The sequence below is a fragment of the Bacillus sp. R45 genome (assembly GCF_021729365.1).
Taxonomy (GTDB): domain Bacteria; phylum Bacillota; class Bacilli; order Bacillales; family Bacillaceae; genus Bacillus; species Bacillus velezensis.
In genome coordinates, this window is sequence record NZ_CP091421.1 from 2280381 (window position 1) to 2306381 (window position 26001).

Sequence of the window (26001 nt, forward strand, 5' to 3'; positions counted from 1 at the left end):
GAGAGTTATTCTGATATATAAAAAGCGCCTGATTTCAGGCGCTTCCAAATAATAACGTAACTATGATGATTGATGCAACCACCCCGATCAGATCAGCAAGAAGACCGACCTTTAAAGCATCCCCCATTTTTTTGATGCCGACCGCCCCGAAATACACCGTCAGGACATACAGCGTCGTGTCAGTCGATCCCTGCATGACCGAGGCCAGTCTGCCGATAAATGAATCAGGCCCGTACACGGCGATCAGATCTGTCGTCATGCCGAGCGCCGCCGTCCCCGAAATCGGGCGGATCAGAGCAAGCGGCACGACTTCTGCGGGAATGCCGAGCGCTGTAAAGAAAGGCTTGCACAGCCCCATGACAAAATCCAGCGCGCCTGAGGCCCGGAATACGGTAATCGCCACCAGCATCCCGACCAAATACGGAATGATGGAAAACGCAATCTCAATTCCTTCTTTTCCGCCTTCAACGAATGATTCATACGTCGGCACTTTTTTGATCGTGCCGTATATCAATATACCGGCGATAATAATCGGAATCATGGCTAAAGACAGCCAATTCACCATTTCCATTCGCTTACCTCCCTTTTCTTTTGCGGCGGTACCAGAAGTAGCGGTCAATGAAAATCGCGCCGATTCCCGAAATTAAAGTCGCTAAGATGGTCGGCCCGACGATATCGGTCGGTGATTTCGCCGAATAAGCCATGCGCACGGCAATGACGGTTGTCGGTATCAATGTAATACTCGATGTATTTACCGCCAAAAAGGTAATCATGGAACGGCTGGCCTCAGACTTACCTCCATTCAGCTTTTTCATCTGCTCCATGGCTTTAATGCCGAGCGGTGTCGCCGCATTTCCCAGTCCGAAAAAGTTTGCCATGAGATTTGATAAGATGTACCCCATGGCCGGATGATCAGGGGGAATATCGGGAAACAGCTTAGAGATAAACGGGCGGCACATTCTGCTGAATATATCCAAAAGGCCGGACTGCTCGGCTATTTTCATCAGGCCGAGCCAGAAGACGAGCACGCTCATTAATCCGAACGAGATCGTAACCGCTTCTTTTGCTCCTTTAAAAACAGCTTCATTCACATCCTGCAAGGTACCGTTAAACATCGCAAAGACAAGTCCGATTACCGTCAGACATACCCAGATTAAATTGACCATGACGAACCGCCCGCCGCGCTCATAAACAGGCTCGTAAACGTCTCAATGAAATGCTTTTTCGGTTTTTTATGGCGCTCGTTTTCATAATAGACGGGAATCTTGGCGATCACTTTCCCATCATGCATAACAGTCATCCGGCCGACGACATCAGGAATGAGAGAGGCGTCCTTTTTCCAGGCTTTTTTCGGTTTTATTAAGGTTGTGCGGATTTTTACATCGTCGATTTCATCCTCTTTTAATAAATATTTGACATCCCGGGCAATAAAAGCGTGTTTTCCGTAAAACGTCTTTTTCAGCTTCGGAATGCCGCCTTTTTTAGCGACGACATAGGTTTTATAGTGTTCAAAGACATAATTAAACATATTCATATGGTCATCCCAGTCATCCGGATCATTTATGGTGACCGCGATGAGATCCGTTCCGTCTTTTGAAGCCGTCGAAACGAGCGTCCGTTTCGCGATTTTTGTGTAACCCGTTTTTCCGCCTGTGCTGTAACGGTAGAGCCCAGTCAGAAGCTTGTTTTTATTTTTCCATACCCGGTCCATCGTTTCCGCCTTATACACTTTTGTGCCTGAAACGGTCCGGTATTCCTTGATTTTCATTGCGTATTTAGTCAAAAGCGCCATGTCATACGCCGTTGAATATAAATTTTCATGGTCGTCCAGTCCGTGCGGATTTTGAAATTTTGTATTTTCCATCCCGATTTGCTCGGCTTTTTTGTTCATCATAAATACAAAACCGTCAAGGCTTCCGCCGACATATTCAGCTATTGCCGCAGCGGCGTCATTTCCTGATCTCAGCATAAGCCCGTATACAAGATCTTTCAGCTTTACTTTTTGTCCCGGCTGAAGATAAATGGCTGAGCCTTCCGTTTTTACGGCATTCGGGGAAACCGTCACGGTCTCTTCCATCTTCCCTGATTCAATCGCCAGCACCGCCGTCATGATTTTCGTAATGCTTGCAATCCGCCGCTTATGATGTTCATCCTTGGCGAATAACACCCTGCCAGATGCTCCGTCGATAATAATCGCGCTTTTTGCGCTGACATGTATTTGGGCATGTGCCGTATTGCCGTCTGTAATGGAAAAAAGAATAACAAAAGTCAAAAGAAATACGGCAGCTTTTTTGAGAAAGCGCATGAATGCTCACGTCCTTGTTGTGGGTTTGTACAAGTTTATGCGCCTGTCCATGACTTATGAATACCAATTGCATCACTTTCACATAAAAAAACTCTCCCAAAAGGAAGAGTTTTTATCTGACTGATGCCATATTTGAGCCTGATGCTTCATATTGCGCCAATTCTTCCCGCATCCGCAGAAATTCACTGCTGAGCGAAAGCAGAAGGCTCCGCAGCGAGTCCGGCACTTGCTGGTAGAATTCAATCGCGCTTTGGCCTGTATAAGCGGCGCGGCTGTTTTCGTACCATGTATCCTTTTTTGGCATGAAAAATTCTTCCACGCACTGATGATACACTTTATACAGCGTTTTTTCCGCTCTCACCTCATGAAACGGCTCCTGCATTAAGAGCCGCCGGCAGGCTTCCTGGGCGCCTTCGCAAAAGACGGTCATCCTCCTCAGCACACTGAGCACGTCGCGGCAGTATGCCTCATCCGCCTCTCCTTGAGCCCGCATCTCCGGCAATGTTGTATGATTTAAATAGCTGCTGACCATCGTGACAACCTCGGCTAAAAATTCACCAGTTTCTTCAGTATGGGCCCTCACAATCGAATTTCCCATTTCCGTCCGTTTCCTTCCTCTCTTGTACGTCGTCATTTGCGTCATTCATCAATGGCCTTTCCCTACTATCGTATGATGAAAAACGATTATTATTTAATATCCTCAAAAGTTTGGTTGAAGTTTTCAAAGAATAAATCGGCTTCCTCCTGGAGAACGTCTTCCTCCGCATTTTCAGGAAGCGGCGGGAGCTCCTCCAATGTTTTTAAGCCGAATTGTTCAAGAAATACCGGTGTCGTGCCGTATAAAATCGCCCGGCCGGGACCGTCGGCGCGGCCCACCTCACACAGCAGCGCTTTTGACACGAGGCTGTGCAGAATCCGCTCAGACTTCACGCCCCGGATATCTTCAATTTCCGCCCGTGTGATCGGCTGCTTGTACGAAACGATCGCCAACACTTCCAAAGAAGCCTGCGACAGCCCTTTTGACGGCACTTCGATTAGTTTTTTCAAATAAGGCACGAATTCTTTTTTCGTTCCAAGCATATACGTATCCGCATATTCGGTAAGCTCGATGCCTCTGTCGTCTTCCTTGTACTGAGCGGCCACTTCTTCCATGATTCCGGCCAGTTCCGCTTCTTCTATTTCAAGCACCGTCACCAATTGCTTTTTGGTCAGTCCTTCATCACCCGCCGCATACAGCAGGGCTTCCACAATCGCTTTCCAATTCACGATATCAAACGCCATGAATGGATTCACTCCCCGTAATGTATATATCTGAAAAGTTTTCTTCCTGTTCAATGATAATCTGCTGATTTTTCATCAGTTCCAGGACTGCTAAAAACGTCACGACGAGATGGTCCCTTTGCCGAGAAGGAAAAAGCTCCGTGAAGTTTATTCTTCTCCCCGCCGTTTTTAAGCTTTTTACGATTTCTTTCATTCTGTCTTCAATCGGTATTTCCTGTCTTGTAATGGTCGTTTCTTTCGGCCGCGTGATTTTTTTACGCTGAAGCACCTTTTGAAACGCGCCGATCATGTCATAAACGGTCACCGACAGTTTCTGCTCGGTCTGTTTGATTTCTTTTGCATACTCACTTAAATCACTCGGCGGCTTTGTAAATGACTTTTGTCTTTCTTCTTCCCGCTCTTTTAAATCCTTCGCAGCGGTTTTATACTTTCTATACTCAATCAGCTTTTCAATCAGCTCGTCCCGAGGGTCTTCTTCTTCAAGCATTTCGTCTTCAAACAGCTCTTCCTCTTGTTTCGGAAGCAGCATTCTGCTTTTAATGCTGAGAAGCGTCGCCGCCATGACCAGATATTCACTGGCGACATCAAGTTCAAGCTCTTGCATTGTATGTACATATAATAAATATTGTTCAGTAATGGTTGCCACGGGTATGTCATATATGTCGATTTCAAGACGGTTAATCAGATGAAGCAGCAGGTCCAATGGGCCTTCAAACGTATCAATTTTCACTTGATATTCTACCATTATCTCACCATTTTCAATATCACTCTCATTGCCGGAAAAACTGGCTACCCTTTAGTATAATCCACCGAAATGCTCTCGTCCAATACTTTTATACACGTCCTCCGTTATTTAGAAAATACTGAAAAAGAAGATATACGCCTATACCTTTAAAGGCGGATGCACATAGGATAGCCGTGTAAACTTGAAACAAAGGGAGGCTGATTTCACATGAGCGGAGCTTGTTTCGGCGGAGGTTTTGCATTAATTGTCGTTCTGTTTATTTTGCTCGTTGTCGTAGGAGCATCTTACATCTGCTAGTTCCTCAGGCTTCAGACACCAAGCCGCTCTTTTTTCCTTTTCAAAGCGCTGTGGTACACTGGTTTTAGCATAAAAGGAGGAAGCGGCTTGTATCCTAAAGCTTATATCGGCTTTTTGGCCGAATTTCACGCATCAAGAGATTATTTTGAGTGTCATGAACTGTTAGAGGAATATTGGAAAGAAAGCCCGGCTGAAAAGCGGAGCATTCATTGGGTCGGCCTGATTCAGCTTGCCGTCGCTCTGTATCACCAGCGCAGGGGAAATGAAGCCGGGGCGAAACGGCTGATTGCCAACAGCTTACGTATTCTCCGGTCTGAAAAGCAGGCGGTCTGTTCTCTCGGTCTCAGCCATCCAAAGCTGATTGAGCTGATAGAAACGCTGTCAGACGATATAGAAGCGGGCCTGCCTTACAGAAGTGTTATGCTTCCGATTACAGATGAAGCCCTGAAAGAAGCATGTCTTGCCGAATGCCGCCGAAAGGGCTATACATGGGGGCAAGACGGCGTATCAGATACCTTTCTTATTCATAAACACCGCCTGCGGGACAGGACGGATGTCATTAAGGAACGCGAACGGGAAATTGAGAGAAGAAAAAAAAGCAGAGGCTGACGGTCAGCCCTGCTTTTTCTATATCAAAACAGCTCCCGAAACCGTGAAGATTCCGGGAGCATTTGTCAGTTATTATATGAGATATCCTGATCTTTTTGATGTTGACAGCGTTCAAAAAAGCTTTGCGTTAATTCATTCGGAACGAGTGCCTCCGTTTTGAACAGACGTTTTAAGGCGTCCATCATTTGCTTTCCGATTCCTTGATGGCGGTGAGAAGGATTCACGCTGATATGCCGGATTTCAACCTCTGAGTCCTTTTTTTCGACTCCGATCGCTCCGACGATATCTTCATCCTCTTTCCAAAGAAAGAGCTGGCGGCCAGTATCCGTTTCATAGTCCTTTATTGTCTGCTGAAGCTGCTTGAGATCTTTTTCATTCGGCATAAATGACAGAAGACCCATCGCAATCTTTTCAAACGATTTTTTATAACGAATTAACATAAAAACCCCTCTATATCCAAAATGTCCATTCATGTCCTATCAAACGGATACATAAAGGCGATCCGTTTTCTCACATTATATCATTTTCGCCGCGGTTTTAAACGCTTTTCAACAAATTATTCAAATGAACGGTTTAAATTTGCCATTTCAATGGCAGATACTGCGCAATCCGCTCCCTTATTTCCGGCTTTTGTTCCGGCTCGTTCGATGGCCTGCTCAATGGTTTCAGTCGTCACGATGCCGAAGATAACCGGGACGCCCGTCGCCGTTCCCGCCTGGGCGATGCCTTTTGCCGCTTCATTGCAGACATAGTCATAATGCGTTGTCGCTCCTCTGATAACCGTGCCGAGCGTAATGACGGCATCGTATTTTTTCGTTTCCGCCATTTTCTTTGCCGCAAACGGGATTTCAAACGCTCCCGGCACCCAAGCGACGTCAATGTCGTTTGATTCTACACCGTGGCGAAGCAGCGTGTCTTCCGCTCCGCTTAACAGCTTGCTCGTTATAAATTCATTAAATCTGCCGACGACGATTCCGATTTTAAGTCCTGTTCCTACTAGGTTTCCTTGTATGATATTCATATGTTATCCATCCTTTTTTGTGAGATTTGTTTTTAGAAATGAAGCAGATGTCCAAGTTTTTTCATTTTGGTCTGTAAATACTGCTTGTTATGCTCACTCGCTTCCATTTGAAGCGGCACCCGTTCCGAAATGCTGAGACCGTATCCTTCGAGGCCGGCGATTTTCCGGGGGTTATTGGTTAAAAGTTTCATATGCTGAACCCCTAAGTCGCGGAGAATCTGGGCGCCGATGCCGTAGTTGCGCAGATCAGGCAGAAAGCCGAGCGCTTCGTTCGCTTCAACCGTGTCGTATCCTTGTTCCTGCAATCGGTACGCCTTCAGCTTATTGATTAAACCGATTCCTCTGCCTTCCTGACGCAAATACAATAGAACGCCGCGGCCTTCTTCAGCAATTTGCGCAAGCGCGGCATGAAGCTGAGGTCCGCAATCACAGCGATGGGATGCAAACACATCACCCGTCAGGCATTCTGAGTGCACTCTGACAAGAACGGGTTCGCTGTTAAACGGGACATCCCCCATGACAAAGGCGAGATGTTCTTTTCCGTCAACCTCGTTTGTATATCCGTAAACTCTAAACGTGCCGAAGTCAGTCGGCAGCGTAATATCAACTTCTCTGTTCACAAGTGTCGTAATGTTGTAACGGTACTCTATTAAGTCTTTTATCGTAATCATTTTCAGCTGGTGGCGTTCGGCGATTTCGGCTAACTCCGGCACTCTGGCCATTGTGCCGTCTTCATTCATAATTTCACAAATGACGCCCGCTCCCTGAGATCCGCAGGCTTTTGCAAGGTCAACGGCTGCTTCCGTATGGCCCGCCCGCTTCAGGACGCCTCCTTTTTTTGCAATTAAGGGGAAAATGTGGCCCGGACGCTGAAAATCGTCAGACACAGATTCCTCGTTCAACAGCGCCTGAATGGTAATAGAACGTTCTTGAGCGCTGATGCCCGTTTTTGTCAGCCTGTGGTCAATACTGACCGTAAAGGCGGTCTCATGTGAGTCCGTATTATGATCGACCATCGGGTGAAGATCCAGCCGGCCGGCGATGTCTTCAGACAGCGGCGTGCAGATCAGGCCTCTCCCATGGGTCGCCATAAAATTCACCACTTCAGGCGTGGCATGCTCAGCCAACGCTACGAAATCTCCTTCGTTTTCTCTGTCTTCATCATCGACAACAATGATGACTTCACCTTTTTTCAGCGCCTCTAACGCCTCTTCTATCGGATGAAACATATCGATCTTCCTTTCTAAAAGCCGTTCTCGCTTAAAAAGGCTTCCGTGATAGTTTGATTGCTTTTCGTTTGTTCTGTTTTGTGCAAAAAGCGGTATAAGTATTTGCCGATCATGTCACACTCAATATTTACGGTCGATCCGACTGTTTTCGTCTGAAAAATCGTTTCTGAGATGGTATGCGGAATGATGGATACCGTCACGCTTTCATCTGATAGACCGAAAATCGTCAGGCTCACGCCGTCTACCGTAATTGAACCTTTCAATACGAGCGTTTTTGTCAATTCCGGCGAAAGTTTTAAATCGTAATAGACCGCGTTGCTTTTTTTCTCAATCCGCGTAATTTCCGCCGTTCCGTCCACATGCCCTGATACAAAGTGGCCGCCGAACCGTCCGTTGGCGGACATCGCTCTTTCCAGGTTTACTTTACTGCCTTTTGACAAGCCGTTCAGCGAAGTGGATTTCACTGTTTCCGGCATGACATCAACCGTAAATTGATTGTCAGAAAATCCGGTTACGGTCAGGCAGATGCCGTTTACCGCAATGCTGTCGCCAAGTTTCACATCGCTAGTCACTTTTGAAGCGGCGATGGTTAATGCCATGGAAAGGCCTGTCTTTTTGATTGCTTGGATCGTGCCTGTTTCTTCAACGATTCCTGTAAACATCGTCACCATCCTTTCCATCTTTAGGTATGGCCGTCAGTTTTATATCCGGCCCGATTTGGGTGATTTGTGTGAATTGCAAATGGGGGACATCTTTCATTGATTGAAAACCTTCACCGGAGATCAAGCTGGGAGCAAGCGTTCCTCCGATTAATTTAGGGGCGAAATAGAAATGAAGCTCTTGGAAACAGCCTTCCTTGACAAAACTTCCGTGTACGGATGCTCCGCCTTCCACATAAACGGACATTATTCCGTTTTCAGCGAGAATACTGAGCACCTCAGGGATGTGAATGCGGTCTGTTTCCAGCGGAAAAACTTTTATTCCGAGTGCGGTCAGCCGGTCTTGCTTTTGCACGTCTGCACCTTTGGCCGTAAATATCCATGTCGGCGCAGCGCCGTCAGTGAGCACATTTGCCGTTTCAGGAATGGTCAGCTTTGTATCGAGAATCACTCTGACCGGCTGCTTCACCGCATCAGGAAGCCTGCAGGTCAGGCTCGGATTATCGGCTTTGACTGTGCCTGCTCCGACAAGAATGCTTTGATGCGATTTCCTGTATTGCTGGGCATCAAGCCTTGCCGCCTCTGATGTAATCCACTTGCTGTCACCGGTTTCGGTCGCTGTTTTCCCGTCAAGGCTCGCGGCCGCTTTCAAGGTGACATACGGAAGTCCGGTCCGCATGAAGTGAAGAAACATTTTATTCAGCTCTTCTGCCTGCTGCCTGAGAAGTCCGGTTTTCACTTCGATGCCCGCTGCTTCCAGCATTCCGATGCCTTTTCCGGCTACAAGCGGATTCGGATCTTTCACAGCAATGAACACCCTTTTTATCCCCGACTTTATTATCAGTTCGGCGCATGGCGGTGTTTTTCCGTAATGGCTGCAAGGCTCCAGCGTCACATACAAATCGGCGCCTTTTGCGTGTCTGCCGGCCATATTAATCGCGTGAACCTCGGCATGCGCTTCTCCGTATTGCAAATGGGCGCCCATTCCGACGATCTGTCCGTTTTTGACGACGACAGCGCCGACAAGAGGATTGGACTGTGTCTGTCCTTCACCGCGTCTGGCAAGTTCTATTGCCGTATTCATATAATATTCATCCATTGTTATCCCTCCCTTCTTCCACGCAATTTGGCGTCAAAAAAGCCCCGAATGTTTACACAGTTCGGGGCTTTGCCAGTTTTAATCCATAGGAAATAAGACTATACAGTAAGTTTATTTTTTGCATAGCTTCTCTCATCCTTCTCCCATCCAGACTTTCACTGTCGGCTTCAGCTTTTCACTGAATCCACCGTATACAGATGCATACGGGTCACGGGCTGTAAAGCGCAAAGCGCCTTATTACCGCCGGTCGGGATTTTCACCCAGCCCCGAAGGATACAATCAATATTTTTTTGTCCTTATCCGCTATTATAACATCCTTTGCGGCAGGCGCAATGAATTTGCACCTCATTATTCAGAAAAATAAAAAGCGCCCTTTTCCCATAAAAGGCGTCTTTATTTATTCGTTCACTTTGACGACCTTCAATAAGCCGTCAATCCGGTTTGATTTGCTGAAATACGCTTTAATCTTATCACCTTTTTGCACATCGGAGAGATCCTGCTTCAGCTTGTCGCCGTTAAAAATAATTTTTGTGCCGTTCGCTGCCGTACCGTGGTACTCAGTTCCTTCGATTTTCGTAATTTTATATGTTTTGACTGTATATTCTTCTTTTTCCTGGGACAGGGTTTGTCCGATTGCAGTCGGCACGTCTTTCAGTTCAATATCGTTTATGACCATATAACCGCCCGCTAATAACAGCAGCAGTACAAGTAAAATGGCTGCTTTTGTTTTAATTCTTCCCATTTTTCTACCTCCAGCCCGTATCAATCTATTCATTACTATGTTATATTCCTTTTTTTCATGAATAGAAAACCGTTCTTCCCTGCGTGAGTTATTCATATAACGTTTCATAAAGGGAAGATGTTTCATGTATCTGTAAAACTTTCTATCTATTAAATAGATATACGAATTTATGTTCTGTTTTTGAGGGTGGAGAGATAAATTTATATAAAAAAAGCAGTTTTCTCATGAAGAAAACTGCCTGTACGGTTTATTTCGTCTTGCGAATTTCGTTAAACGGGAAGAAGACGAATTTTGATGTGCCCGCTATTTGTTTTTTCGTAAAAAGACCGAGGCCGTTGCGGCTGTCCATAGATTCTCTGCGGTTATCACCCATGACGAAATATTTGTCGTCCGGCACTTTCACCGGGCCGAAGTCTTCTGTCAGCCGGTCATAGCCGTCTTGCTTCGCCTTGTGCTTGTTTGCCGCTAAATACGGTTCGGACACTTTTTTGCCGTTGATATACAGCTGATCGTTTTTCATTTGCACCGTGTCGCCGGGAAGTCCGATAATCCGTTTGACATAGTGCTCATTTTCTCCGTTCAGCACGACGATCTGGCCGCGTTTGAAGTCGCTTATGTATTTGACCGTCATATTGACAAAGATTCTCTCGCGGTCATGCAGCGTCGGATCCATTGATCTTCCATCAACGAGATAAGGGGCAAATAAAAAGTTTCGGATGAGCAGTGCCAGAACGACAGCGATGATAATGGCTTTCGCCCAATCAAGTACGGCGCTTTTTTTAGAAGTTTTTTCTTTTTCTGATTTCAAGTGATTTCCTCCCATTAGCCATGGTCATTTTTATTTTACCATGAATCCCTGCACAGAGGGCAAATAAGCCCCGCACCCCATCCATTTTTTTCATTTTATAAGCCGGATCTGCTGATTTTACGGTATTTCACGAAGCTTCCGATCCGCCAAATGCACAAATACACAAAAGCAAGCTCCATCGTTAAAACGGCGAATTCCGCCGCGTCAATGCTTTTGAAATATTGGCTGAGCGCGATACGGATCGCAATAATCGCGATAATGACATATTTAAAGTTTTTATTCCGCTTGGAGTAGACAAAGCCGTCTTCCCGGATTTCATAGGCGGTTTGCGACAGCATGATGATACCGAATACCGCGCCTAACAGTCCGGCGATGGCGAGCTCCCAAAGAGCGGGAAAATGAAACGGCTTTCCCGGGATATTCATGAGCTGGCTGATACTGAATGTGAAAATGACGGCGATAATCAAAAGCGGGAGAATGATGCCTAAGCCGCCGCCTTTAATCGGCCTGTTTCCCTTTTTCACCCTGAACCAAATCATAAGTGCAAGAATGATAATGACAAATAAAACGGTTGCCAATTGAACCAACGTTTCTACCTCTTTTCATTGTTGTAATCGGTCTTTTTCACTATACCAGAATGATCACCGATGTTCATATATGTATTTTTTCATGATTTACACATGAGAATTTTCATATACATAAAAAAACCCGCCTGAAAAAGGCGGGTTTTCCGTCATTATCCTTCTACACGGATTTCTTTCATTTTGTCTCCGTTAGACATGTTTTTCGCATGCTCTAAACCGCTTGTCACTTTTCCGAATACAGTATGAACGCCGTTTAAATGCGGCTGCGGCTCATGTACGATGAAGAATTGGCTTGAACCCGTGTCTTTACCGGCATGCGCCATTGATAAAGAACCGGCTTCGTGTTTATGCGGATTGCCTTCTGTTTCACATTTGATCGTTTTTCCGCTTCCGCCCATGCCTGTCCCAGTCGGATCTCCGCCTTGGCTGACAAAGCCCGGAATCACGCGGTGGAAAATAACGCCGTCATAAAAGCCCGTATTCGCCAGATTTTCAAAGTTAGCGACTGTATTAGGCGCTTCATTCGGATAAAGTTCAAATTCGATTCTGCTGCCGTTTTCCATTTCGATGTAACCAGTTTTCATTCTCATTCCTACTTCCGTATTGTTTTTTGTCAAAGCCTTCTTTAATATGAATTTCAATTGTAAGCCGGCTTTCTTTTTGATATTCTTTTGAAGGAAGAGGCCTCTGCTCTTCTTTTCGCGGCTATTATACCACACCTTCAGCCGGAAAACGAATCTCCCCGCTTCCGCAGAAAGAAAATGAAACCAGAACAGCTTCACAGCCGTCTATGTATCGGAACTGCTTCACGCAGGTCCTCACAAACCGCTTCAAAACGGCATTTGTGAAAAGAAGGAGGTTAACCGCTTTGAAAAAAATGTGGATTGGATTGCTGGCGGCGGCCGTTGTATTGTGCACAATACCGAAAATCAGCCTGGCCGATGCCGCAGTCGGAGATGTCATCGTCACACTGGGGGCGGATCTGTCAAACGAAAACCGTCAGAAAGTGCTTGACGAATTAAATGTCCCTGATAACGCGACAAAAGTGACGGTCACTAATAAAGAAGAACATGAATATCTGGGAAAATATATATCGAATGCCCAAATCGGCACAAGAGCCATCTCTTCGTCATCCATTACGGTGGCAAAGAAAGGGTCCGGGCTTGACGTTAAGACCCACAATATCGATTCCATTACGGATGAAATGTACTTAAACGCCCTGATGACAGCAGGAGTGAAAGATGCGAAAGTATACGTGACGGCGCCGTTTGAGGTATCAGGCACCGCAGCATTAACGGGAATCATCAAGGCATATGAAGTCTCATCAGACAAAGCGATTTCAGAAGATGTAAAACAGGTCGCCAACCAAGAGCTTGTCACCACTTCAAATCTCGGGGATAAAATCGGGGATAAAAACGCCTCCGCGCTTATCGCAAACATTAAAGATGATTTCGCGAAAAACGGTGTGCCCGATACAAAAGAAGGAATCGAGAAAAAGGTCGATGATGCGGCTTCAAACCTTAACATTACACTGACTGACGCTCAAAAAGACCAGCTCGTTTCATTGTTTAATAAAATGAAAAATGCAAAGATTGATTGGGGCCAAGTCGGCAGCCAGCTCGATAAGGCAAAAGACAAAATCACGAAGTTCATTCAATCCGATGAAGGCAAAAGCTTTGTTCAAAAAGTTATTGATTTCTTCGCTTCGATTTGGAATGCGATCGTGTCTGTATTTACAGGAGACAGCGGATCAAGTTCTGACAGCTGAACGCAAAAAGAGACCGGACGCCATTGTTCCGGTCTCTTTTTTATTTATTGTTTGACCCCCGTCTTAAACGGCAGATCCAGTTTTACAATGTCTTCATAAGTTTCTCTTCTAATGACAAGATGCGCTTCGCCGTCTTCCACAAAAACGACGGCGGGACGCGGAATACGGTTGTAGTTGTTAGCCATGCTGTATCCGTACGCTCCCGTGCAGAAAACGGCGAGAAGATCGCCTTCTTTCACTTCCGGAAGGTCTATATCCCAAATGAGCATATCCCCGCTTTCACAGCACTTACCCGCGATGGATATCGTTTTGTCGTGGTGTTCTCCGATTCTGTTTGCCGATACGGCTTCATATTTCGCCTGATACAGCGCAGGACGGATATTATCGCTCATGCCCCCGTCAACCGCTGCATATTTACGGGTGCCGGGCACTTCTTTTTGCGAACCGATGGTATAAAGCGTCGTTCCGGCATCTCCGACGAGCGAGCGTCCCGGTTCAATCCAGATCTCCGGAATGTCAAAAGCGTGCAGCGCTGCGTTTTCTTTTACCGCTTCGATAATTTTTTCCACATAAACGGCGGGATGAAGGGGTTCATCCTCTTCCGTGTAGCGGATGCCGAAGCCGCCCCCTAAATTCAGCACTTCAGAGACAAAGCCGAATGATTCTCTCCATTCATTGAGTTTTGCAAAGATTTTTTCTGCGGCCAGCACAAAGCCCGCCGTATCAAAAATTTGCGATCCGATGTGGCAGTGAACGCCGAGAAGGCGGATATGGTCTGACTGCAATACTTGTTCAATCGCCTTTTCTATTTGCCCGTTATGCAGATCAAAACCGAATTTGGAATCTTCCTGCCCCGTTGTAATATAATCATGCGTATGGGCCTCTACCCCCGGAGTGATCCGGAGAAGCACATCCATTGTGCGCCCTGATTTGCGGCACAGTTCTGCGAGTAAGGATATTTCATAAAAATTATCAACGACGATGCAGCCGATTTGATGATCGAGCGCCATTTTCAACTCTTCTTTGCTTTTGTTGTTGCCGTGAAAATGAATCCTGTCAGCCGGAAAACCAGCCGCAACCGCCGTAAACAGCTCTCCGCCGGATACAACGTCCAATGAGAGCCCCTCCTGCTCAGCGAGCTGTATCATCGCAACGGAAGAAAACGCCTTGCTCGCGTACGCGACCTGCGCCTTTAAATCCGCGTCAATGAATGCCTGTTTAAAGCTTTTAGCGCGCTCACGTATTAAAGCCACATCGTAAACATAAAGAGGCGTGCCGTAATGCTCCGCTAAATACAGCGCGTCCACACCTCCGATTTCCAAATGACCTAGTTTGTTTTGTCTGCTTGTGCCATGTAAGAACAATGCTCATTCCCTCTTTCTGATCCGCCTATGGGTGAAAAGGACAGCTTCTTTTGAGCTGTCCTTATACAAGTCCCGTATAAGTTAAGACATACAATATCATAATCTTCTGTCGGTTTCAATGCGATTATGAACCGCTTGGCTGTCTTTGACGGTCTTTCGGGTGAACAATGCTCGGTCTGACTTTCGCTCCCGGCACTGTCGTCCGGACGAGCACCTGCCACAGCGCCTTGCCGTTAAACGGTAAAAACGGCCATAAATACGGCGTATGAAACGAGCGGATATTCGCCATTATGATCAGCAGCAATGTAAAGCCTATCACAAAGCCTTTCACTTGGAAAATGGCCACGAGCACCATTAAGATGAGGCGTATCATTTTATTGGCGAGGCTGAGCTCATAGCTCGGCGTGGTAAATGATCCGATGGCGGCGATCGATACGTACAGAATCACTTCTGCTGAAAACAGCCCCACCGCTATGGCGATTTGACCGATCAGCACCGCCGCAATCAGACCCATGGCGGTGGATAAAGCGGTCGGCGTATGGATCGCGGCCATCCTGAGAAACTCAATCCCCAAATCGGCTAAAAAGATTTGCAGAATGATCGGGATGTGCGTATTTTTATTTAAACCGATAAAATCCAATCTTTCAGGCAGAAGAGACGGTTCGAGAACAAAGAGAAACCAGATCGGAAGCAGAACCGTTGAAGCGATAATACCGAAGAACCTGATCCATCTTAAAAATGTTCCCACTGAAGGCGCCTGCCTGTATTCTTCCGCATGCTGAACATGGTGAAAAATCGTTGTCGGCGTTATGATCACGCTCGGCGACGTATCAACGACGATGATGACGTGCCCTTCCAAAATGTGATTGGCGGCCACATCCGGCCGCTCCGTGTATCTGACCATCGGAAACGGGTTGTAGCCCTGTTTGACGATGAATTCTTCCACTGTTTTATCAGACATCGTCAATCCGTCAATGTCAATCGCATTCACTTCGTTTTCGACGATGCTGACAAGGTCCGGGTCCGCGATGTCTTCTATATACACAATGGCAAGATCGGTCTTAGAGCGCTCGCCGACTTTCGTAATTTTGACGCGGAGCCTTTCGTCCCTGATTCGTCTTCTGATCAATGCTGTATTAATGACGATATTTTCGATAAAACCGTCTCTTGCCCCGCGGACGACCTTTTCCGTATCCGGTTCTTCCGGTGTGCGTCCGGGGTAACTTCTGACGTCAACGATAAAGGCGAAGCCCGCGTCTTCAACGATAACGGCCACAAGTCCGGAAAGCACTTGATCTGTTGCTTCGTCGAGCGTTTTGACTTTTTGGACCTGCTGATTGACAAGCCTGTTTTCAACAACGTCAATCGCTTCATCCGCATTCTCATCATAATTATTGACGTCGACGAGCTGTTCCATTAAATGAATGATAAACAAAGTATCGGTTAATCCGTTGACAAAGTAAATCTGGACTTCCCGGTCTAATACTCGAACTTTGCGGACGCCGACATCATAGCTCGTTCCCATACCGACGCGGTCTTTAAAAAATTGTTCATTTTTTCTAGGATCCCGGTATACCTTGATCATGTTTTCCGGTTTTTCCGGCATGACTTTCGCTCCTTTCTAAAATGAATTCGACCGCCTTCATCGTAATCGGCGAGCCTTTGGATATGTCATCTTTTCTCCCCATCTTTCCTATGTCGCCGATGCCCACAATGAGAGGAACGTCCAATTTATCCAGACAATACACCGTATCTCCGTTCATTCTGTGCTCGTCCATTTCTCTCATTCCGGTTTTATCGACGCCATACTCCGTCACTTCTCCATCACGGTCAATGGAGACATCGACTTTCGTCCATTCAGCCTGATGGGTCTTAGAAGCGACCGCAATCACCCCCAGCACTTCAATGTCCTGATGTGAGGCGACATATTTCAGCGCCGTTTCGCCCGGCCCTTCCCCTTGCAGGCCTGAATCGTCAAACATGATAAACACCGGGTCATTCGGCGCGGCTTTAATCAGCTGAACAAGTTCGGGGCCGCTTCTGGTTGACGGATTGCCCTTTGATTGGGAAATACACCGCCCGCCTGCTTTTTCCGCGGCATATTCAATTGTTTTGGCGGCGTATACGTCCCCGTCTGTCACAAGAATGACCTTCCGTTTCGTCATCAGGCATTATCCTTTCGGTTTAAAAATAATGGCTACAAGAAATGCGAATAAAATCGCTGAAGATATACCGGCGGAAGTAAGTTCAAAAATCCCCATGGCGATCCCGATAAATCCATGCTCGTGAGCTTGATGCATGGCGCCGTGCAATAAGCTGTGACCGAAGCTGACGATGGGAACCGTCGCTCCCGCACCTGCGAATTCGATAAATTTGTCATATATTCCGAACCCATCCAACAAGGCGCCGATGACGACAAAAGTTGTCATCACATGGGCGGGTGTCAGTTTAAAAATGTCGAGCAGCAGCTGACCGATAATGCATATGATTCCCCCGCAAACAAAAGCCAACAGATATTCCATTTATGATGCACCTCCCGCCCGCTCAAATACCACACCGTGCGCGATGGTCGGAATGGTTTCTTTCTGCTGGATCATTGTCGGACTTAAAAGCGCTCCTGTCGCGACAACGAGCACCCTGTTCAGAGCCCCTGATTTTAATTGATTAAAAATATGTGTGTACGTAACAAGCGCGGAGCAGGCGCAGCCGCTTCCGCCCGCAAACACCTGCTGGTCCGGCGTATAGATGAGAAGACCGCAGTCATCGTGTTTCGTTCCGGCGGGATAGCCTTCTTCTTTGAGCAAATCTTTCACGATCGGCGAGCCGACGCCTGAAAGGTCTCCCGTTAAAATCAGATCATAATCATCCGCCGTGCGGTTTAAGTCCTGCAGGTGCTGTTTGATTGTGTCGGCGGCAGCGGGCGCCATGGCGGATCCCATATCGAACGGGTCCGTAATCCCGAGGTCGCTTACTTTTCCCACTGTTGCGCTTGTAATCTTGATATCAGAAGGGTTTTGGCTGATGATGACCGCCCCGCCCCCCGTGACCGTTGAAGTGGCGGTATCCGGTTTTTGCCCGCCATACTCCGTCGGATTGCGGAATTGCCGTTCTGCCGTCGCGTTATGGCTGCTCGTGGCTGCGATCGCCCGGTTCGCAAAACCGCCGTCAATGAGCGCGGATGCGACGGCAATCGTTTCCATTGATGTCGAACAGGCGCCGAACAGACAGAGGAACGGAATTTTCAGATGTCTGGCGACGTAGTTGGCGGTCACATTTTGATTTAAAAGATCCCCCGCGAGTAACAAATCAATATCGCTCTTTTTCAAATTCTGTTTTTGCAAAGCTGAGTTGATGGCATCTTCCATTAACTGACGCTCCGCCATTTCCCAGTTTTTCTGATTGCAATGCATTTCATCGTATGTCTTATCAAACAGCGAACCGAGCGGGCCGTCTTTTTCTTTCGGTCCGGCTGCCGTCCCCGCCGCATTTACAAATAACGGGTTTTCAAACACCCAGGTTTGCTTTCCGGTTAATTTCATTTTTTCTCCTCCTACGAAAACAGTTTTTCACAAGCAAACCGTATCAAGCCTACGATATAGGCTGCCACGACGCCGAATACAATGACGTTTCCCGCCAATTTAAACATGTTTGTCGCTACTCCGAGCACGAGTCCTTCACTTCTGTGTTCCAGAGCCGCGCTTGTCATACTGTTTGCAAAACCCGTCACCGGCACGGCTGAACCCGCTCCGGCAAACTGCCCGAGTCTGTCATAAATGCCGAATCCGGTCAAAAGGGCGGAAATTAAAATAAGAGTGGCGGCCGTCGGGTTGCCCGCTGTTTTTTCATTAAAATTAAAAAAGTGGATGTAAAAGTCTTGAAGAGCCTGCCCGATCAGACAGATCAAACCGCCGATCAGAAAGGCTTTGACGCAATTCCAAACATATGGCGGTTTCGGCTGATAGTCTTTCACTTTTGTTTTGTAATTTTCTTTTAAGTTTGTCACATCGGTTCCTCCTTATGAATGATGGATAAAATACAGCCAATGAAATAAAGAGCCGGCTATTTTGCCGAACACAATGGCCATCAGCAATATAATGATTTTGCTGCCGAAGCCGATCCGTTTGGCAAGAATGGGAAGCACATTCAGCACTTCTGTAAGCGCGGCGGCCAGCATGCCGATAAACATGCCGGCCAAAAGCCCGACCGGAACGGCCAGCCATTCAGATAAAAAAAAATGATTCATATTTAAGGTTTCCCAGCCGCCGAACACAGCTCCTGAAATAACAGCTCCTTCGTAGGCCTGTACAAAGCGCATTGTTTTTGTCAGCTGCATAAGGCGGGGAACGATTCCCATAACGGTTAAAAAAGCCACAAAGCCCGCGCCCACGGTCAGCCCTCCGCCAAGCCCGACAAATACAACGAAAAGAATGCTAACGATCATGCAGATCTTTCATCGTCTCTTCATTTTCGTGCATTGCGACATAATGATCGAGATCAAGCTGATAATTAAACATCTCGACTTCCAGCGGGCTTGGCTCTTCATTCAGGCGTTTTTTGAAGATGTGATTAAAAAAGACGATCATACCGAGACCGAGGCCGATGCTGTATGGAATCTGAAGCAGATACGGGTATTCATTCCGTTCGCCCGTTATGATTTCATATAAGGCGATATGAACTTCTCTCATACTGACATCTTCATGAAAATTCATAATGGCAAGACATGAACCGATAAAAAGCAGGAGCCAGACACCGACGAATAAAACGGCTGACAGCTGCTTTTTCTGGTAATGGATTTCCACTATCGTTTCAGCGCCGCCGACGGCCTGTACATCAAGCGCGGGAAAAGCGGTATGAATGGTTTTCAGCACTTTTATGATGTCCAGCACGACGATATTTTTGTCTTTTTTCGTGACCTTATACAGCGGCAGTGCCGACAGTTTTTTTTTCAGCTTTTGCTGTCCCGCAATCTGCGCGGCGTCGCCGACTGTGATGATATCTCCGGTATGAGCCTTCACGCGGTGGCGAAGTCTGAGAAATATTCGTCTTTCCATCTTGCATCACCATCTTTCGGGTGGTTATATATGTAGTATGTGGTTCACTTTTGTTCTCATTCATCAGCGGCAAAAGACCATAAATTACCACCGATGCACAAATAAAAAAAGCCGGCCCGTAAAAGGTCAGCTTTCCGTATGATCCATCTGCACTTTAATCTGCTTTAATATTTTTTTCTCCAGCCTCGATACCTGGACTTGGGAAATCCCGAGCCGTTCGGCTACTTCCGACTGTGTCTGATCTTTATAATATCTCAGATAGACAATGAGTTTTTCACGTTCTTCCAAATCACTGATCGCTTCCTTGAGGGCGATTTTGTCAAACCACTTCTCTTCTGAATGATCGGCGATCTGATCAAGCAGGGTGATCGGGTCTCCGTCATTTTCATACACGGTCTCATGAATGGATGAAGGCGCCCGCACCGCTTCCTGCGCAAGCACCACATCCTCCGCATCAATTTCTAAATGATCCGCGATTTCCTGGACGGTCGGCACTCTTCCGTATGTTTTTGACAGTTCATCTTTCGCCCGGCGTATTTTATTGCCGAGCTCTTTTAAAGATCTTGATACTTTGACGGTTCCGTCATCACGGATGAAGCGCTGGATTTCTCCGATAATCATCGGCACGGCATAAGTTGAAAAACGGACATCATAGGACAAATCGAATTTATCAACGGATTTTAATAATCCGATACAGCCGATCTGAAACAGATCGTCCGGCTCATAGCCTCTGTTTAAAAACCTTTGAACGACGGACCACACAAGACGCATGTTTTTTTCTATGAGGAGGTCTCTTGCCTGCTGGTCGCCCTCTTGGCTCTTTTTGATTAATTCTTTGACTTCATGGTCCTTGAGCTGCGCGTTTTTGCTGTTTTTCTTAACCTCCACATCCATAACAAATCTCCTTAATTACAAAGCGCTTTGCTTTTTGATAGGTGTTTTGTTAAGCGTATCGTCGTTCCCATCTCCGGCGAGGAATCAATCGTGACATCATCCATAAAGTTTTCCATAATGGTAAAGCCCATTCCGGAGCGCTCAAGCTCGGGTTTTGTCGTAAAGAGCGGCTGGCGCGCTTCCTCAAGATCCGTGATCCCGAGGCCTTCGTCACGTATGGTCAGATAGACGACATGATCCTCCAGTGTAACGGAGATGTACACCTTTCCGTCGCAGTTTTCTTCATAGCCGTGGATGATTGCGTTTGTTACCGCTTCTGAGACGACGGTCTTGATTTCCGTCAGCTCATCCATCGTCGGGTCGAGCTGCGCGATAAAAGAAGCAACCGTTACGCGCGCAAACGATTCGTTCTGACTGAGGGCTGAAAATTCAAGATGCATCTCGTTTTTCATGATGCCACCCCCAACGTTAAAAGCGCTTTTTGTTCCGATTGTTCGAACCTGATGATTTTAAACAGGCCGGACATGTCAAACAGACGTCTCACCGCTGGCGAAATCGCGCACACGACCATTTCTCCGCCGAGCTGTTTAATTTGTTTATAACGCCCTAAAATCACGCCGAGGCCGGAGCTGTCCATGAAGGTAAGATCTTCAAGGTTCAGCACAATGTGACGGATGCTGTCAGCCTCCAGCGATTCAGTAACCTTTTGTTTTAATGATTCTGCCGTATGATGGTCGAGTTCACCTGTTAATCGAATACAAAGCACGGATTCTTTGACATGAAAGTCAATTCCAAGGCTCATGCTCATTCCTCCTTGATATGATCGGATAATGAGTGTTTCGATTTTCGGGAAAGCAATTCCTTCACTATGACAAAACTAGTGCCCGTTCGCCACGATTATTTAAATTTTGTCCAATCTCCCATCGTCCGCTTCAGAAAAGTGAGAAAACCCGCTTTTTCCATGTCGTCTTTTGCCGTGACCGGGCTTTCAACGAGCACCTTTCCGTCTTTTTTCAGAACGAGGCTGCCGAGCACCTCTCCTTTTTTAACCGGAGCCGTTACATTGCCGTTGATTTTCACTTCTTTTTTTACTTTGTCCATGTTCTCTCCCTTTTTGGCCAGAAGAGAAATCTGCTCAGATGTGGTCAGCTTGATCAGTTTCTGTTTTCCTTTTTTCACTTTTACCGTTCCGACGATTTGATTCCGTTTGTACAGCGGGTGTGTTTTGAACTGGCTGAAGGCGTAATCAAGCATTTTGGTCACTTGGGCGTTTCTTTCTTTCGGGGTGCTGGCTCCGAAAACGACAGCGATGACCCTCATATTCCCTTTTTTAGCGGTGGCGGTTAAACAATACTTCGCTTCGCCTGTAAAGCCCGTCTTCACGCCGTCTACACCCGGGTAAAATTTGATCAGCCGGTTTGTATTGACGAGCCAGAACTTTTTGTCTGTATTTTCTCTTAAATAATCCTCATACGTTCCCGTAAATTGAGTGATTTTATCGTACTTTAATAATTCCTTCGCCATTTTCGCCATGTCATAAGCAGAGCTGTAATGGTCTTTTTCAGGCAGTCCCGTCGGGTTTTTGAAGGAGGTATCTTTCAATCCCAATTCTTTTGCTTTTTTGTTCATCCGGCTGACGAAATCCTCTTCTGAACCGGCGATATACTCCGCCATTGCGACAGATGCGTCATTTCCGGAAGCTATCGCAATTCCTTTGAGCATTTCTTTTACCGTCATTTCTTCTCCGGGTTCAAGGAAAATCTGTGATCCGCCCATCGACGCGGCGTGTTCACTCGTCCTGACTTTATCACTCATCTTTATTTTCCCTTTGTCAAGCGCTTCCATGATTAAAAGCATGGTCATGATTTTTGTCATGCTTGCCGGCGCCAGACGCTCCCGGCTGTTCTTGTTATAAAGAATGCTTCCCGTATCGCGTTCAATCAGCACGGCGCTTTTGGCTTCATGAGCGAGCTCCGATGTATGTTTTCCGTCCGGCTTTGCAAAAGCGGACGGTGCTGATGCCGTTAATAAAATGCCAATCAACAAAGTGGATATAAGACGTTTCATCTCCAAAGCCCTCCATTTCATAATCCTTTTTATTTTTTCCAAATCCGGTGGTTTTATACGCCTCATCTGGAAAATGTTTCGTGTTGAGGGCACAAAAAAACAGCTGCTTCCGAAGAAACAGCTGACTTATGCTGACTTATTTTTGAGATCGTGCGACTACGGCTTTGACAAGCTTCAAAAAGCCGCCTTTTACTTTTTCCGTCATTTCCATTACTTCTTCATGAGATAACGGCTGGTCAAGAATACCCGCCGCCGCGTTGGAAATGCATGAGATGCCGAGCACGCGCATCCCCGCGTGGTTGGCGACGATGACTTCCGGCACGGTCGACATGCCGACAGCGTCAGACCCCATCGTTCTTAAAAACCGAACCTCAGCAGGCGTTTCGTAAGACGGCCCCGTAACAGCTGTATACACACCTTTTTGAACTGGAATGCCCAGCTCATCGGCCGTTTTTTCAGCCAAGCTTGACAGCTCTTTGTCATAGGCTTCTGACATGTCCGGGAATCTCGCTCCGAATTCAGCTTCGTTCGGCCCGATTAACGGGTTGGTGCCTGTAAAGTTGATATGGTCTGTAATAATCATCAGATCGCCAGCGCGGAATTCAGTGTTGATACCGCCGGCTGCATTCGTCACGACGAGAGATTCAACGCCGAGCGCTTTCATCACGCGGACTGGAAATGTGACCTGATCCATTGAGTAGCCTTCATAGTAATGAAAGCGGCCCTGCATCGCGATGACCTGCACGCCTTCAAGCGTTCCCATCACAAGCTGGCCGGCATGGCCTTCTACCGTTGAGACCGGAAAATCAGGAATCGTTTCATATGTAAGCTTGACGGCTCCTTCAATTTCATCGGCCAATACGCCGAGCCCTGACCCTAAAATCAGACCGATCTTTGGTGTTTCTTTCACGTGTTCTTTAATAAATGCAGCAGCACGTTCGATCTTTTGTTTCAAAAAAAGTCCCCCTACTGTAATCTTGATAAAAAGCTTTTTCCGTATTCCGGCTTTTCCGTTTTAAAATTATCGGCAATGGTTGCGCCGATATCGGCAAATGTATCCGCAAGCGGCAGCTGTTCTGTGTGTTTGTGCTTTTTGCTGTAAACAAGAAGCGGCACATACTCCCGCGTGTGATCCGTGCCATGATGGACAGGATCATTGCCGTGATCCGCAGTGATGATCAAAAGATCGTCTTCTTTCATTTTTTCAAACACTTCCGGAAGCCTCGCGTCGAATTCCTCAAGCGCTTTTCCGTACCCTTCCGGATCGCGGCGGTGTCCGTACAGCGCGTCAAAATCAACGAGGTTGGCAAAGCTCAGGCCCGTAAACTCTTCACCGAGCGTTTCAATCACTTTGTCCATGCCATCCATATTAGATACCGTGCGGCGGGAAGATGTAATGCCTTCTCCGTCATAAATATCAGAAATTTTGCCGATGGAAATGACGTCTAATCCGTTGTCTTTCATTCCATTCATTACCGTGCGGCCGAACGGTTTGAGCGCATAATCATGACGGTTCGGCGTGCGTTTGAAGCTGCCCGGTTCTCCGACGAACGGTCTTGCGATAATCCGGCCGACCATGTACTTCGGATCAAGCGTCAGTTCTCTGGCCGTTTCACAGATGCTGTACAGCTCTTCCAGCGGAACGACATCTTCGTGAGCCGCAATCTGCAGCACGGAATCTGCTGATGTGTAAACGATCAGCGCACCCGTTTCCATATGTTCTTTTCCGAGCTCGTCCAGAATCGCCGTGCCTGAAGCCGGCTTATTTCCGATGATTTTCCGTCCTGAACGCCGCTCAAGTTCCTGAAGAAGTTCATCCGGGAATCCTTCCGGGAACACTTTAAACGGTTTTTCAATGTAGAGGCCCATAATCTCCCAGTGCCCCGTCATCGTATCTTTCCCGTTTGACGCCTCCTGCATTTTTCCGTAGTACGCAAGAGGGTGCTCCGTTTTTTCCACGCCCTTAATGTCTCCGATCAGTCCGAGACCGAGCTGCGCCATATGGGGCATATGTAAGCCGTTCATGTGCTCTGCGATATGTCCGAGCGTATTTGCGCCTGTATCATTAAAATCGGCGGCGTCCGGCGCTTCACCGATTCCGACAGAATCCATTACAATTAAAAATACCCGGTTATATTTGTATTCAGACATCATAAAAGCCTCCTTTTCTTCCATCTGTCCATTGTAGCTTACAGAGGTCAGACAACTCAAGTATAAACCGTTTACATTCTTGTTGACAATGCCGATTCAAATAATTAGAACCTTCTCTGTATTCCGCCAATCCGGCAAAAAAAGCCGCGGCCCCTCTGGCAGCGGCTCCTAAGCGCGCGGATGATACTGTTTGTACACGTCCTTCAGCCTTGTTTTCGTCACATGCGTATAAATTTGTGTCGTGGAAATATCGGCATGTCCGAGCATCTCCTGCACGGCGCGCAGATCCGCGCCGTTTTCGAGCAGGTGCGTTGCAAAAGAGTGCCGGAGCGTGTGCGGTGTCAGCTCTTTTTTAATCCCCGCTTCAAGGGCGATTTTTTTCAGGTTTTTCCAGAATCCCTGACGGCTGATCTGCCTGCCGTGATGATTCAGAAAAAGCGCTTCGGTTACGTTTTTCTTTAATAATTTCCCTCTGGCTTTTTCAATGTATGCTTCTATCGCATGGGAAGCGGCTTCACCAATCGGCACAATCCGCTCTTTCCGCCCTTTTCCGAAGCAGCGGACAAATCCCATCGTCAAATGGACGTCGGATAATTTCAGCTCGATCATCTCGCTGACCCGGATGCCGGTTGCGTACAGCAGTTCAAGCATGGCTTTATCCCTGAGACCGAACGGGCTGTCAAGCTTAGGCGTGTCCAATAACCGCTCAACTTCGTGAAGCGCCAATACTTTCGGAAGCGTCCGCTCTGTTTTTTGTGTTTCAATATGTACCGAAGGATCTTTATCCGCGGCTTTTTCCCTTAACAGAAATTGATGAAAAGACCGGATCGACGCCAAATGCCTGGCAGACGTCTTGCCGGATTTCCCGGAGTCCTTTATATGCTTTAAATATTGAATAATATGAAGACGGGTCACATCATTCCATGAAGTGATCTGAAGGGTTTCAGTTAAGAAGAGAGAATAACTTTTCAGATCACGCTCATAGGACATCATCGTATTTTGGGCCAGCCCTCTTTCAACCCTCACATAATGGATGAAATCCTTAATTTGATCCTTCACTCTTGATCTACTCCCCGTTTTGGTAAAAAAAGATCAATCGGCCGAACCAGCCGTCTTTCTCCTCATGTTCCGTTTTGGCCACTTTGACGGCGGAGCCTTCCGGTTTATCGTACCGATGATAGTTTTCATACTCTGAATTCACCCATATCATAGCATAATAGAACAGCGCGGTAAAACCTGTGAACAGAATAAACACTTTGATCGTATCCGCGGCTGTTTTCAGGAATCTGCCCATCTTTCGATCGACCCTTTCTTTTGGCGGCTGTTA

The 26001-nt window shown here is 46.9% G+C and carries 34 protein-coding genes and 1 riboswitch; of the genes, 3 read left to right on the top strand and 31 right to left on the bottom strand.

The window, feature by feature from the left end:
- Nucleotides 1-34: 34 nt before the first annotated feature.
- The 6 genes from spmB to L3V45_RS11225 form a co-directional block, all read right to left on the bottom strand.
- Nucleotides 35-571, bottom strand: coding sequence for a spore maturation protein SpmB (gene spmB, locus L3V45_RS11200; RefSeq protein ID WP_003153387.1), 537 nt, complete (start codon nucleotides 569-571; stop codon nucleotides 35-37).
- A gap of 4 nt (nucleotides 572-575) precedes the next feature.
- The gene (locus L3V45_RS11205; RefSeq protein ID WP_003153385.1) at nucleotides 576-1166 is read right to left on the bottom strand and encodes a nucleoside recognition domain-containing protein; all 591 of its coding nucleotides are present in this window, start codon (nucleotides 1164-1166) and stop codon (nucleotides 576-578) included.
- Nucleotides 1154-2305: a D-alanyl-D-alanine carboxypeptidase family protein gene (locus L3V45_RS11210; protein WP_003153383.1), complete on the bottom strand. Its 1152-nt coding sequence runs from the start codon at nucleotides 2303-2305 to the stop codon at nucleotides 1154-1156. The genes L3V45_RS11205 and L3V45_RS11210 overlap by 13 nt, the downstream gene beginning before the upstream one ends.
- A 112-nt stretch (nucleotides 2306-2417) precedes the next feature.
- The gene (locus L3V45_RS11215; RefSeq protein WP_003153380.1) at nucleotides 2418-2903 is read right to left on the bottom strand and encodes a DUF3907 family protein; all 486 of its coding nucleotides are present in this window, start codon (nucleotides 2901-2903) and stop codon (nucleotides 2418-2420) included.
- Between the two features lie 89 nt (nucleotides 2904-2992).
- Nucleotides 2993-3586: an SMC-Scp complex subunit ScpB gene (gene scpB / locus L3V45_RS11220; RefSeq protein WP_003153378.1), complete on the bottom strand. Its 594-nt coding sequence runs from the start codon at nucleotides 3584-3586 to the stop codon at nucleotides 2993-2995.
- Nucleotides 3576-4331, bottom strand: a complete 756-nt coding sequence (locus tag L3V45_RS11225; RefSeq protein ID WP_003153377.1) for a segregation/condensation protein A — start codon at nucleotides 4329-4331, stop codon at nucleotides 3576-3578. The genes scpB and L3V45_RS11225 overlap by 11 nt, the downstream gene beginning before the upstream one ends.
- Before the next feature lie 207 nt (nucleotides 4332-4538).
- Here L3V45_RS11225 and L3V45_RS11230 point away from each other — a divergent pair, with 207 nt between their 5' ends.
- Together L3V45_RS11230 and L3V45_RS11235 are read left to right on the top strand one after the other, a co-directional pair.
- Nucleotides 4539-4628, top strand: coding sequence for a YjcZ family sporulation protein (locus L3V45_RS11230; RefSeq protein ID WP_003153376.1), 90 nt, complete (start codon nucleotides 4539-4541; stop codon nucleotides 4626-4628).
- A gap of 87 nt (nucleotides 4629-4715) precedes the next feature.
- A complete protein-coding gene (locus tag L3V45_RS11235; protein ID WP_003153375.1) occupies nucleotides 4716-5237 on the top strand; it encodes a DUF309 domain-containing protein in 522 nt (173 codons plus the stop codon).
- A 65-nt stretch (nucleotides 5238-5302) separates the two neighbouring features.
- Here the strand turns inward: L3V45_RS11235 and ribT are convergent, their stop codons facing one another.
- From ribT to L3V45_RS11280, 9 genes are all read right to left on the bottom strand, one after another.
- Entirely contained in the window at nucleotides 5303-5677 is a 375-nt protein-coding gene (ribT, locus tag L3V45_RS11240; RefSeq protein WP_003153373.1) for a GNAT family N-acetyltransferase RibT, read from the bottom strand.
- Between the two features lie 116 nt (nucleotides 5678-5793).
- Nucleotides 5794-6258 (bottom strand): 6,7-dimethyl-8-ribityllumazine synthase, encoded by a 465-nt coding sequence (ribH, locus tag L3V45_RS11245; protein ID WP_003153372.1) that lies wholly within the window; start codon nucleotides 6256-6258, stop codon nucleotides 5794-5796.
- Nucleotides 6259-6290: 32 nt separating this feature from the next.
- Nucleotides 6291-7487: a bifunctional 3,4-dihydroxy-2-butanone-4-phosphate synthase/GTP cyclohydrolase II gene (locus tag L3V45_RS11250; RefSeq protein WP_058906157.1), complete on the bottom strand. Its 1197-nt coding sequence runs from the start codon at nucleotides 7485-7487 to the stop codon at nucleotides 6291-6293.
- Between the two features lie 14 nt (nucleotides 7488-7501).
- Nucleotides 7502-8149 carry a riboflavin synthase gene (ribE, locus tag L3V45_RS11255; protein ID WP_003153370.1) on the bottom strand — a complete coding sequence of 216 codons (648 nt, stop codon included), beginning with the start codon at nucleotides 8147-8149 and terminating at the stop codon, nucleotides 7502-7504.
- Nucleotides 8130-9245, bottom strand: a complete 1116-nt coding sequence (gene ribD, locus L3V45_RS11260; RefSeq protein WP_024085544.1) for a bifunctional diaminohydroxyphosphoribosylaminopyrimidine deaminase/5-amino-6-(5-phosphoribosylamino)uracil reductase RibD — start codon at nucleotides 9243-9245, stop codon at nucleotides 8130-8132. Before ribD ends, ribE begins: the two co-directional genes overlap by 20 nt.
- Nucleotides 9246-9376: 131 nt before the next feature.
- Nucleotides 9377-9523: riboswitch (FMN riboswitch) on the bottom strand.
- A gap of 119 nt (nucleotides 9524-9642) precedes the next feature.
- Nucleotides 9643-9987 (bottom strand): hypothetical protein, encoded by a 345-nt coding sequence (locus tag L3V45_RS11265; RefSeq protein WP_057080508.1) that lies wholly within the window; start codon nucleotides 9985-9987, stop codon nucleotides 9643-9645.
- Between the two features lie 247 nt (nucleotides 9988-10234).
- Nucleotides 10235-10810: a signal peptidase I gene (gene lepB, locus L3V45_RS11270; protein ID WP_032861567.1), complete on the bottom strand. Its 576-nt coding sequence runs from the start codon at nucleotides 10808-10810 to the stop codon at nucleotides 10235-10237.
- 80 nt (nucleotides 10811-10890) lie between these two features.
- Nucleotides 10891-11382 (bottom strand): CcdC protein domain-containing protein, encoded by a 492-nt coding sequence (locus tag L3V45_RS11275; protein ID WP_014305331.1) that lies wholly within the window; start codon nucleotides 11380-11382, stop codon nucleotides 10891-10893.
- A 149-nt stretch (nucleotides 11383-11531) separates the two neighbouring features.
- Nucleotides 11532-11963: a peptidylprolyl isomerase gene (locus L3V45_RS11280; RefSeq protein ID WP_003153363.1), complete on the bottom strand. Its 432-nt coding sequence runs from the start codon at nucleotides 11961-11963 to the stop codon at nucleotides 11532-11534.
- A gap of 284 nt (nucleotides 11964-12247) precedes the next feature.
- On the opposite strand from L3V45_RS11280, the gene L3V45_RS11285 reads away from it, so the two are divergent.
- On the top strand, nucleotides 12248-13147 hold the full coding sequence (locus L3V45_RS11285) for a DUF1002 domain-containing protein (protein ID WP_003153362.1): 900 nt from the start codon (nucleotides 12248-12250) through the stop codon (nucleotides 13145-13147).
- A 44-nt stretch (nucleotides 13148-13191) separates the two neighbouring features.
- Here the strand turns inward: L3V45_RS11285 and lysA are convergent, their stop codons facing one another.
- From lysA to L3V45_RS11365, 16 genes are all read right to left on the bottom strand, one after another.
- Nucleotides 13192-14511, bottom strand: a complete 1320-nt coding sequence (lysA, locus tag L3V45_RS11290) for a diaminopimelate decarboxylase (RefSeq protein WP_003153361.1) — start codon at nucleotides 14509-14511, stop codon at nucleotides 13192-13194.
- A gap of 124 nt (nucleotides 14512-14635) precedes the next feature.
- Complete coding sequence (locus L3V45_RS11295; protein ID WP_003153360.1) at nucleotides 14636-16117, bottom strand: spore germination protein; 1482 nt, start codon at nucleotides 16115-16117, stop codon at nucleotides 14636-14638.
- The gene (locus L3V45_RS11300; protein ID WP_025852761.1) at nucleotides 16071-16679 is read right to left on the bottom strand and encodes a stage V sporulation protein SpoVABEA; all 609 of its coding nucleotides are present in this window, start codon (nucleotides 16677-16679) and stop codon (nucleotides 16071-16073) included. Before L3V45_RS11300 ends, L3V45_RS11295 begins: the two co-directional genes overlap by 47 nt.
- 3 nt (nucleotides 16680-16682) lie before the next feature.
- Complete coding sequence (spoVAE, locus tag L3V45_RS11305) at nucleotides 16683-17033, bottom strand: stage V sporulation protein AE (RefSeq protein WP_003153356.1); 351 nt, start codon at nucleotides 17031-17033, stop codon at nucleotides 16683-16685.
- A complete protein-coding gene (gene spoVAD, locus L3V45_RS11310) occupies nucleotides 17034-18050 on the bottom strand; it encodes a stage V sporulation protein AD (protein ID WP_003153355.1) in 1017 nt (338 codons plus the stop codon).
- A gap of 11 nt (nucleotides 18051-18061) precedes the next feature.
- The gene (spoVAC, locus tag L3V45_RS11315; protein WP_003153353.1) at nucleotides 18062-18514 is read right to left on the bottom strand and encodes a stage V sporulation protein AC; all 453 of its coding nucleotides are present in this window, start codon (nucleotides 18512-18514) and stop codon (nucleotides 18062-18064) included.
- A 12-nt stretch (nucleotides 18515-18526) separates the two neighbouring features.
- The gene (locus L3V45_RS11320; protein WP_014305336.1) at nucleotides 18527-18952 is read right to left on the bottom strand and encodes a stage V sporulation protein AB; all 426 of its coding nucleotides are present in this window, start codon (nucleotides 18950-18952) and stop codon (nucleotides 18527-18529) included.
- A complete protein-coding gene (locus tag L3V45_RS11325; protein WP_014305337.1) occupies nucleotides 18942-19562 on the bottom strand; it encodes a stage V sporulation protein AA in 621 nt (206 codons plus the stop codon). Before L3V45_RS11325 ends, L3V45_RS11320 begins: the two co-directional genes overlap by 11 nt.
- A gap of 126 nt (nucleotides 19563-19688) precedes the next feature.
- The gene (sigF, locus tag L3V45_RS11330) at nucleotides 19689-20456 is read right to left on the bottom strand and encodes an RNA polymerase sporulation sigma factor SigF (protein ID WP_003153348.1); all 768 of its coding nucleotides are present in this window, start codon (nucleotides 20454-20456) and stop codon (nucleotides 19689-19691) included.
- An 11-nt stretch (nucleotides 20457-20467) separates the two neighbouring features.
- Nucleotides 20468-20908 carry an anti-sigma F factor gene (gene spoIIAB, locus L3V45_RS11335; RefSeq protein ID WP_003153347.1) on the bottom strand — a complete coding sequence of 147 codons (441 nt, stop codon included), beginning with the start codon at nucleotides 20906-20908 and terminating at the stop codon, nucleotides 20468-20470.
- Nucleotides 20905-21258: an anti-sigma F factor antagonist gene (spoIIAA, locus tag L3V45_RS11340; RefSeq protein WP_003153343.1), complete on the bottom strand. Its 354-nt coding sequence runs from the start codon at nucleotides 21256-21258 to the stop codon at nucleotides 20905-20907. The genes spoIIAB and spoIIAA overlap by 4 nt, the downstream gene beginning before the upstream one ends.
- A gap of 95 nt (nucleotides 21259-21353) precedes the next feature.
- Nucleotides 21354-22523 (bottom strand): D-alanyl-D-alanine carboxypeptidase family protein, encoded by a 1170-nt coding sequence (locus L3V45_RS11345; RefSeq protein WP_236837001.1) that lies wholly within the window; start codon nucleotides 22521-22523, stop codon nucleotides 21354-21356.
- A gap of 136 nt (nucleotides 22524-22659) precedes the next feature.
- A complete protein-coding gene (locus L3V45_RS11350; protein WP_003153340.1) occupies nucleotides 22660-23478 on the bottom strand; it encodes a purine-nucleoside phosphorylase in 819 nt (272 codons plus the stop codon).
- Between the two features lie 11 nt (nucleotides 23479-23489).
- Entirely contained in the window at nucleotides 23490-24674 is a 1185-nt protein-coding gene (gene deoB, locus L3V45_RS11355) for a phosphopentomutase (protein ID WP_095315690.1), read from the bottom strand.
- 168 nt (nucleotides 24675-24842) lie between these two features.
- Nucleotides 24843-25733 carry a site-specific tyrosine recombinase XerD gene (gene xerD, locus L3V45_RS11360; RefSeq protein WP_003153334.1) on the bottom strand — a complete coding sequence of 297 codons (891 nt, stop codon included), beginning with the start codon at nucleotides 25731-25733 and terminating at the stop codon, nucleotides 24843-24845.
- A gap of 7 nt (nucleotides 25734-25740) precedes the next feature.
- The gene (locus L3V45_RS11365; protein ID WP_003153331.1) at nucleotides 25741-25968 is read right to left on the bottom strand and encodes a YqzK family protein; all 228 of its coding nucleotides are present in this window, start codon (nucleotides 25966-25968) and stop codon (nucleotides 25741-25743) included.
- Nucleotides 25969-26001: the final 33 nt, after the last annotated feature.